Origin of the sequence: Thermoanaerobacterium sp. CMT5567-10, assembly GCF_030534315.2 — a bacterium.
Taxonomy (GTDB): Bacteria; Bacillota; Thermoanaerobacteria; order Thermoanaerobacterales; family Thermoanaerobacteraceae; genus Thermoanaerobacterium.
In genome coordinates this window covers 2971244-2977500 of sequence record NZ_CP130558.2, presented here as the reverse complement: position 1 = coordinate 2977500, position 6257 = coordinate 2971244, and the positions used below count along the sequence as shown (strand labels likewise).

General features: G+C 34.0%; 7 protein-coding genes (1 of these 7 cut by a window edge). 1 reads left to right on the top strand and 6 read right to left on the bottom strand.

Going from position 1 to position 6257, the window contains the following annotated elements; all coding sequences use genetic code 11:
- Positions 1 to 734, top strand: partial view of a class I SAM-dependent rRNA methyltransferase gene (locus Q2T46_RS15230; RefSeq protein WP_303264809.1) — the 3' portion only. The gene continues 442 nt to the left of window position 1, outside the view; the window shows 734 of its 1176 coding nt (coding positions 443–1176); its start codon lies beyond the left edge, outside the window; the stop codon is at positions 732 to 734.
- A gap of 30 nt (positions 735 to 764) precedes the next feature.
- Here the strand turns inward: Q2T46_RS15230 and pyrE are convergent, their stop codons facing one another.
- Genes pyrE through Q2T46_RS15200 form a run of 6 tightly spaced genes read right to left on the bottom strand, consistent with a single transcriptional unit; the run spans position 765 to position 6213 of the window.
- Positions 765 to 1340, bottom strand: coding sequence for an orotate phosphoribosyltransferase (gene pyrE / locus Q2T46_RS15225; RefSeq protein ID WP_303264810.1), 576 nt, complete (start codon positions 1338 to 1340; stop codon positions 765 to 767).
- 42 nt (positions 1341 to 1382) lie between these two features.
- Positions 1383 to 2288: a dihydroorotate dehydrogenase gene (locus Q2T46_RS15220; protein ID WP_303264811.1), complete on the bottom strand. Its 906-nt coding sequence runs from the start codon at positions 2286 to 2288 to the stop codon at positions 1383 to 1385.
- Positions 2285 to 3016 (bottom strand): dihydroorotate dehydrogenase electron transfer subunit, encoded by a 732-nt coding sequence (locus tag Q2T46_RS15215; RefSeq protein ID WP_303264812.1) that lies wholly within the window; start codon positions 3014 to 3016, stop codon positions 2285 to 2287. Before Q2T46_RS15215 ends, Q2T46_RS15220 begins: the two co-directional genes overlap by 4 nt.
- Before the next feature lie 8 nt (positions 3017 to 3024).
- Positions 3025 to 3945: an orotidine-5'-phosphate decarboxylase gene (pyrF, locus tag Q2T46_RS15210; protein ID WP_303264813.1), complete on the bottom strand. Its 921-nt coding sequence runs from the start codon at positions 3943 to 3945 to the stop codon at positions 3025 to 3027.
- 56 nt (positions 3946 to 4001) lie between these two features.
- Complete coding sequence (locus tag Q2T46_RS15205; protein WP_303264814.1) at positions 4002 to 5297, bottom strand: dihydroorotase; 1296 nt, start codon at positions 5295 to 5297, stop codon at positions 4002 to 4004.
- A complete protein-coding gene (locus Q2T46_RS15200) occupies positions 5281 to 6213 on the bottom strand; it encodes an aspartate carbamoyltransferase catalytic subunit (RefSeq protein ID WP_303264815.1) in 933 nt (310 codons plus the stop codon). The genes Q2T46_RS15205 and Q2T46_RS15200 overlap by 17 nt, the downstream gene beginning before the upstream one ends.
- Positions 6214 to 6257 lie beyond the last annotated feature (44 nt).

Here is a 6257-nt window from a genome sequence, read left to right as displayed (position 1 = left end):
AAGGCATATATGAAAGAAATGATGTAAGCGTTAGAGAAATCGAAGGCCTTCCCAAAACGAAGGGCTATTTATATGGCAATTTTAATACGATTCAACAGTTTGAAGAAAATGGTGTAAAATTTTGGGTTGACCTAGAAAACGGACAAAAGACCGGTTATTTTTTAGATCAAAAAGAAAATAGAGCTGCAATTAAGAAATACGTAAAAGAAGCCGATGTTTTAGATTGTTTCAGCCATACAGGCTCATTTTCTGTTCATGCGCTGCATTACGGTGCTAAAAGCGTTGAAACTGTCGATATATCACAGGCAGCTTTAGATATTGCGAAAAAAAATGTAGAACTCAACGGATATTTAGATAGATGCCATTTTACATGCGATAACGCATTTGATTTATTAAAAAAATATGATGAGGGAAAGAAAAAATTTGATGTGGTGATTCTTGACCCACCAGCTTTCACTAAAAATAAAGAAACAGTCAAAGGTGCTATTAGAGGATACAAAGAGATAAATCTACGTGCAATGAAAATCATAAATAAAGGCGGATTTCTTATTACATGCTCATGTTCGCAACATATAAGTCCCGACACTTTTCTCGATATAATTAAGGATGCAGCATATGATACTCGCAAAAACATCAGGTTAATTGAAAAAAGAACACAGTCAAAAGATCACCCGATTTTACTAGCTTCCAATGAAACCGAATATTTAAAGTGCTTAATACTACAAGTATTTTAATTATCAAAATAAGAGGTTGATAACAACCTCTTATTTAAACTTCCTACTACCAGGCTTATCAACCGGTAACCCTTCTTTGCATAGCGGGCAGTCTTTACTTTCATACGATATAACATCAAGCGATATTACAGATTCGAATTTGATGCCGAAATAAACTTTGCCATTGCTTCTATCAACAATACTTGCAACACCGACAACATTTGCATTGTAATTTTTTACAAGTTCTATAACTTCTTTCACGGAACCACCTGTTGTAACAACATCTTCTACTACAAGTACATTATCACCTTCATTTATTTCAAATCCTCTCCTAAGCTTCATAATCCCTTCTTCTCTTTCCGCAAACAGCGCTTTTGCACCTAACTGTCTTGCAACTTCATACGCAAATATAATTCCTCCAATAGCAGGCCCAATTACAATATCTATTTTTTCACCACTAAATCTTTGCACTATTTCTTTTGCAAACAAAGCACTGTATTCAGGATATTGAAATATTTTTGCGCATTGAAGATACGTATCGCTATGTCTTCCCGACGTCAGCAAAAAGTGCCCTTTATTTAGTACTTTTAATTCACTTAATATTTTTAATATTTCTTTTCTATCCATCCTCACTTGTCCTTTCTTAGATATTTTAGTTTACCATAATATTTATACGTTAATACTATTGATTATCTGATTTATATCGGAAACATTGTTTTCGTTCATGTATTTTTTTATACCTTCAAGAATATCCATCGTACATGTTGGATTAATAAAATTATAAGTTCCAATTGCAACAGCAGTTGCACCAACTATCATAAACTCTATAGCATCTTCAGCAGAAGAAATTCCGCCCATCCCTATCACTGGAATTGACACGGCCTTTTTCGCTTCATACACATATTTAAGTGCTATAGGCTTTACTGCAGGTCCCGATAAACCCGCAAATATATTTTTGAATATTGGTCTTCTTGAGTTTATGTCAACTGCCATGCCTGTAATTGTATTAATAAGCGACACCGCATCCGCTCCACCATCCTCAGCCGCCTTTGCATAAATTTTTATATCAGCAACATTTGGCGTCAATTTTACAATCACAATTTTGCTTGTTACACCTTTAACTCTTTTGGTTATTTCGTATATGCTATTGGGATTTACTCCAAATGCCATTCCACCTTCTTTTACATTTGGACATGAGACGTTAAGTTCCAACGCATGTACACCATCTATATCAAGTTTTTGAGCTATAGTTACAAATTCTTCTATTGTTTCACCTGCTATATTTACAATTATTTTTGTGTCAATTTTTTTTAAGAAAGGCAATTCATCTTTAAGAAACCCGTCTACACCGGGATTTTGTAATCCTACACTGTTTAAAATTCCTGACGGCGTTTCATATATACGGGGTGGTGGATTGCCTTCTTTGGGATTTAAAGTAAGCCCCTTTACCATTATTGCTCCTAGCTTATTTAGATCAACGTATTGTGAATACTCTTTGCCAAAGCCAAATGTACCAGATGCTACAAATATAGGATTTTTAAATTCTAAATTTCCTATATTAACTTTTAAGCTCAAAACACCACCTCCTTAGCCCAAAAAACAGGTCCATCTTTGCAAACTTTTTTATAGTGGTATCCATCCTCAGCTACAGTCTTACATGCACATGTCATGCACGCTCCAATCCCACATCCCATGCGCTCTTCTACTGATATTTGACATGGTATCTTATATTTTTCTGAGATATCTTTTATAGCATTTAGCATCGGTTTAGGGCCGCAGCCATAAATTATATCAACTTCATTTATAATTTCTTTCATAGCATCTGTTACATATCCTTTCATACCATAGCTTCCGTCTTCTGTAGTTACTAAAACATTACCATATTTACTAAATTCATCTATAAGAAAGGCATCGCTTCTAAAACCAAGTACAATATTGATATTTTTTGATTTTAATTTTTTTGAAAGATACAATAGCGGAGGTATACCTATACCGCCTCCAACTACAAGAATGTTATTAAATTTATCAAAGATATCAAAACCGTGTCCATGAGGCCCAGTTACATCAATTTCATCGCTAATTTTCATCTTCGAAAGATTATACGTTCCTTTTCCTCTTACTTCGTATACAACTGTCATTTTGTCTTTTTCAAAATCACATATGCTAAGTGGCCGCTTCAATAAAGTATTTCCACCACAGTTTATCATGACAAATTGTCCCGGCATAGGGATATCTGCAAAATCAAACTCCATCCTAAATACGCCACTTCTTATTTCATCATTTCTTATGATAGTGTGTTTCATATTCCACCTCAACAAGCTATATACTTTCTTTTTAAAAGCGCATTATTTATCATGCCTCTCATCAGAAGAACTTCAGACCTTGCTGCCTGTGCATACTCATATTCAGAATAAACATCTTTCCAGTATTGACTTTTGTAAGCAAAGATAACTTTTCTGGAAGAGTTCACTATTGCACCTAAATTATTTTCATCAAAACAATTTGTTACATCTTCTGCCGTGGCTCCTTGAGCACCATACCCAGGTACTAGAAAAATCACTGATGGCATTTTTTCTCGGAGTATTTTAGCTTCTTCTTTATGGGTCGCTCCCACAACAGCACCTATTGAGCTATACCCTAGCTTGCCTTTCACAAGATTAGAAATCTTATTCACCATATTTGCTACATTCTCATATACAGTACCATTTTCAGTTTCTAAATTTTGAATTGTGTATGACCCTTTATTTGATGTTTTCACAAGTATAAACAATCCCTTTTCATGCTCAATAACGTCGTGTATATATGGAGTAATAGTATCTTCTCCCATATAAGGATTTACAGTAATTGCATCGATATATTCATTTTGCAGATATGCTTTAGAATACATCTCCGCCACATCAGCTATATCCCCTCTTTTCACATCCGCTATAACCATTAATCCCTTTTCTTTAGCGTATTTTGCTGTTTTGAAAAATATATCAAAACCATCCGGTCCATAAACTTCATAAAATGCAACTTGAATTTTCACTGCAGGAACTACATCAAAGATCGAATCTATTATTCCTCTGTTGAAATAATAAATAGCTTCAGATATTCCTTTAACATTATTTCCATACTTTTTAAAAGCTATTTCTTTTATAAATTCCGGAATACTTTCAATCCTAGGATCTAAACCTACAACTGTTGGATTATTTTTAGACTTTATGGCATTTATTAATTTATCTGAAAACATATTAAACACCTCTATTTAATATTTATTCATTTTAACGTATAATTATTCTATATATATTATACATTACATTCTTCAAATTTGCCATTGTTTTTATAAATTATTTTTCCGTCTACTAATGTATATTCAACAACACCAGTTAATCTTTTACCGTTGAATGGAGAATTTTTACCCTTTGATTTAAAATTATCTACATTTACCGTATATTCTTTGTTCGTGTCAACTACCGTTATATCTGCAGCATTGCCCACTTTTATTCCATATGATGTTTTTAAAAGCTTTGCTGGATTTATAGACATATAACTTACTAGATCTTCTAAAGTGATCAAGCCATTTTTTACAAGATATGTGTAAATTACGGAAAAGGCAATCTCGATCCCTGATATTCCGAATGCTGCTATCTCATATGGAACTTTTTTGTCATCTTTTGTATGTGGGGCATGATCTGTAGCGATAACGTCTATTGTCCCATCTTTTAAACCTTCAATAAGCGCATCAACATCTTCTTTTGTTCTTAGAGGGGGATATGCTTTTGTGTTTGTGTCAAAACCATCTACAATTTCTTCAGTAAGACATAGGTTGTGAGGTGTTACTTCTGCTGTTATATTTACTCCATCTGCCTTGGCTCTCCTTATTAGTTCCACACTATCCTTTGTTGATACATGTGCAATATGAAGTCTTGCACCTGTAGACTTGGCTAATATTATATTTCTTGCAATCATAACTTCTTCTGCTTCATGTGGTATTCCCCTTAACCCTATCATAGTTGATATCAAACCATTATTCATGACACCTTCACCGCTTAACATTTTATCTTCACAGTGGGTAATCATCAGCAAGTCGTACATGCTGCCGTATATCATTATTCTTTTCATAAGTCCGGCATTCATTATTGGATGTCCATCATCCGATAATGCCACAATACCCGCATCTTTTAATTTTGCCATTTCGGAAATTTCTTCACCCATCATTCCCTTAGTCATTGACCCTATAGGTATTACCTTCGAATATCCATCCCTCTTTGCAATGCTTTTTATATATTCTACGACAACTTCATTATCTATCACTGGATTTGTATTAGGCATACAAGCGACTGTTGTATATCCACCTGCAACGGCGGCATGGGTACCTGTCTTTATAGTCTCTTTTTCTTCAAATCCAGGTTGTCTTAAATGTGTATGCATATCGACAAATCCCGGTAAAACATATTTTCCATTGGCATCTATAATTAATGCATCATTTGACTCTATCGTTTTTTCTATTGCTTCTACTTTCCCATTATCTACTAAAATATCTGCTTTCTCATTTCCTCCATATCCATTTATTATTGTTCCACCTTTAATAATTGTTTTCATTATTTTTTCTCCTTTCACATAATAATTTTAAAAGTGCCATTCTAACTGCTACACCATTTGTTACTTGCTCCTCAATTACCGAATACCCTGAATTTGCTGTTTCGGATGAAATTTCTACATTTCTGTTAATTGGTCCTGGATGCATCAATATAGCATTCTTTTTAGCAAGTTTCATCCTTTCAGATGTGATACCAAAATATCTGGCAAATTCATCTTTTGATGGAAATAATCCGCTTTTTTGTCTTTCTAGTTGGATTCTAAGTCCCATTACAACGTCAACATCTTCTATGGCTTTATCTATGTCGTAATAGACTTTTGCACCTAATTTTTCGAAAGTTTTTGGCAATAATGTGGCAGGCCCTGCTAATCTCACTTCCGCCCCCAATTTTAAAAGTCCCCACATATTTGATCTTGCAACTCTAGAATGAACTATATCACCAATGATGACTACCTTTAATCCTTTAAAAGATTCCTTTTTTTCTCTTATCGTCATCAAATCTAATAAAGCCTGTGTAGGATGCTCATTTAAGCCATCTCCGGCATTTATTATAGATGCATTTAAATATTTTGCCATAAGATGCGGAGCACCAGACATATTATGACGTACTATTATCACATCCGCTTTCATTCTCTCTACTGTCCTTACGGTGTCAATGAGAGACTCACCTTTTATTACACTGCTGGTTTTAGTCTCTATATTCCCAAAATGTGCACCTAAATACTTAGCTGCCATTTCAAATGATAACCTTGTTCTTGTACTGGGCTCAAAAAATATTGTTATAATTGTTTTACCTTTTAAAATGTCCGAAATTTTTTCACCCTCTATAATTTTTTTCATTTCTTTCGCTGTATCAAGGATCTCTATTAAATCTTCCTTGGACATGTCACGAATGCCCAATACATCTTTTTTTATCACTTCTTATCATCCTTTCTTTTTTATTAAAAAATAGAGCAGTAACC

Excerpts from the sequence above, each read along its gene's own strand:
- pyrE (WP_303264810.1), bottom strand. The coding sequence starts at position 1,340 with ATGGATAGAAAAGAAATATTAAAAATATTAAGTGAATTAAAAGTACTA.
- Q2T46_RS15215 (WP_303264812.1), bottom strand. The coding sequence starts at position 3,016 with ATGAAACACACTATCATAAGAAATGATGAAATAAGAAGTGGCGTATTT.
- pyrF (WP_303264813.1), bottom strand. The coding sequence starts at position 3,945 with ATGTTTTCAGATAAATTAATAAATGCCATAAAGTCTAAAAATAATCCA.
- Q2T46_RS15205 (WP_303264814.1), bottom strand. The coding sequence starts at position 5,297 with ATGAAAACAATTATTAAAGGTGGAACAATAATAAATGGATATGGAGGA.